A 2,403-nucleotide genomic window follows, 5' to 3' on the forward strand; every position below is an offset into this window, starting at 1 on the left:
GTGAATCCGTCACCCTGATCATCCGCCACCGCGCCCGCCGCGACGGCGTGGCCGCCTACGAGGCCATCCTGCGCGAGCTGACCCACGCCGCCAGCGAGTTCCCCGGCCACCAGGGCGTGGACGTGCTGCGCCAGGGCGACCACTTCACCTCGGTGCTGCGCTTCGCCAGCGCCAGCCAGCTGCAGGACTGGCTCGATTCGGCGCAGCGCCGCGAGCTGATCGAGCGCGCCGAACCGCTGCTGCTGGACGGCGACAACCGCGAGCTGCACAACGCCCACGAGTTCTGGTTCAACCCCGCCGAGGGTGGCCAGGCCCAGCCGCCGCGCTGGAAGCAGGTGATAGTCACCTTCGCCGTCATCCTGCCGCTGGCTATGCTGGTACCTCAGTTGTGGAAGCCGCTGTTCCGCGCCCTGCCCTGGCTCGGCGGCTATCTGCCCAGCAACCTGCTCATCACCCTCACCATCGTGGTGCTGGTGGTCTACCTGTTCATGCCTCGCGTCACCCGCTGGTGCGCCCGCTGGCTCAACGCCCGCTGAGCGCCGAACCCATCGCCGCAAAGGACATCGCCATGTACGCAGACCTGATTCTCCACAACGGCCGCTTCCACACCGTCGACCGTGAAAAGCCCAGCGCCACCGCCGTGGCGATCAAGGACGGCAAGTTCCTCGCCGTCGGCACCGACGCCGAGGCCATGGCCCTGCGCGCCGGCGCCACCCAGGTCATCGACCTCAAGGGTCGCACCGTGATCCCCGGCCTCAACGACTCGCACCTGCACCTGATCCGTGGCGGCCTGAACTACAACCTGGAGCTGCGCTGGGAAGGTGTGCCGTCCCTCGCCGACGGCCTGCGCATGCTCAAGGAACAGGCCCTGCGCACGCCCGCGCCGCAATGGGTGCGGGTGGTCGGCGGCTGGACCGAGTTCCAGTTCGCCGAGAAGCGCCTGCCGACCATCGAGGAACTGAACCAGGCCGCCCCGGACACCCCGGTGTTCGTCCTGCACCTGTACGACCGCGCGCTGCTCAACCGCGCCGCCCTGCGCGTGGTGGGCTACACCAAGGACACGCCGAACCCGCCCGGCGGCGAGATCGTCCGCGACGGCAACGGCGAGCCCACCGGCATGCTGATCGCCCGGCCCAACGCGATGATCCTCTACGCCACCCTGGCCAAGGGGCCGAAGCTGCCCTTCGAGTACCAGGTCAACTCCACCCGCCAGTTCATGCGCGAACTCAACCGCCTGGGCGTGACCAGCGCCATCGACGCCGGCGGCGGCTTCCAGAACTACCCGGACGACTACCAGGTGATCGAGCAGCTGGAGAAGGACAACCAGCTCAGCGTGCGCATCGCCTACAACCTGTTCACCCAGAAACCCAAGGAAGAGCTGGCCGATTTCAGGAACTGGACCAGCAGCGTGACCTACGGCCAGGGCAGCGACTTCCTGCGCCACAACGGCGCCGGCGAGATGCTGGTGTTCTCCGCCGCCGACTTCGAGGACTTCCTCGAACCGCGCCCGGACCTGCCGTCGAACATGGAGGCCGACCTGGAGCCGGTGGTGCGCCACCTGGTCGAGCAGCGCTGGCCGTTCCGCCTGCACGCCACCTATGACGAATCCATCTCGCGCATGCTCGACGTGTTCGAGAAGGTCAACCTGGACATCCCCTTCAACGGCCTGCACTGGTTCTTCGACCACTGCGAGACCATCTCGCCGAAGAACATCGAGCGGGTGAAGGCCCTCGGCGGCGGCATCGCCATCCAGGACCGCATGGCCTTCCAGGGCGAGTACTTCGTCGACCGCTACGGCAAGCGCGCCGCCGAGGCCACCCCGCCGATCCAGCGCATGCTCGCCGAGGGCGTGCCGGTGGGCGCCGGCACCGACGCCACCCGGGTCTCCAGCTACAACCCCTGGACCTCGCTGTACTGGATGGCCAGCGGCAAGACCGTCGGCGGCCTGGCGCTGTACCCCGAGGGCCTGTCCCGCGCCACCGCGCTGGAGCTGTACACCCACGGCAGCGCCTGGTTCTCCAACGAACAGGGCAAGAAGGGCATGATCAAGGCCGGGCAGCTGGCCGACCTGGCGGTGCTCTCGGCCGACTACTTCAGCGTCGAGGAAGAGGCGATCAAGGCCATCGAATCGGTGCTCACCGTGGTCGACGGCCGGGTGGTCTACGCCGACGGCGACTTCGAGCGCTACGGCCCGCCGAGCGTGCCGGTGCTGCCGGACTGGTCGCCGGTGGCCAAGGTCGCCGGGCACTGGCGCCCGCAGGCGCCGCTGGCCCAGGCGGTGCACCAGTGCGCCGGGGCCTGCACGGTGCACGGCCACGGCCACGAGAAGGCGCGCCAGTCGAACGCGCCGATCAGCGACTTCCAGGGCTTCTGGGGCGCCTTCGGCTGCTCCTGCTTCGCCTT

The 2,403-nt window shown here is 68.9% G+C and carries 2 protein-coding genes; both read left to right on the top strand.

The annotated features are described in order from the left end of the window. Window positions 1-14 precede the first annotated feature (14 nt). Window positions 15-536: an antibiotic biosynthesis monooxygenase gene (locus P3W75_RS24225; RefSeq protein WP_276229856.1), complete on the top strand. Its 522-nt coding sequence runs from the start codon at window positions 15-17 to the stop codon at window positions 534-536. Window positions 537-568: 32 nt separating this feature from the next. Beyond that, a partial coding sequence (locus tag P3W75_RS24230; RefSeq protein ID WP_276229855.1) for an amidohydrolase occupies window positions 569-2,403 on the top strand: 1,835 nt, incomplete at its 3' end.

Origin of the sequence: Pseudomonas citronellolis, assembly GCF_029335315.1 — a bacterium.
Classification (GTDB): domain Bacteria; phylum Pseudomonadota; class Gammaproteobacteria; order Pseudomonadales; family Pseudomonadaceae; genus Pseudomonas; species Pseudomonas citronellolis_A.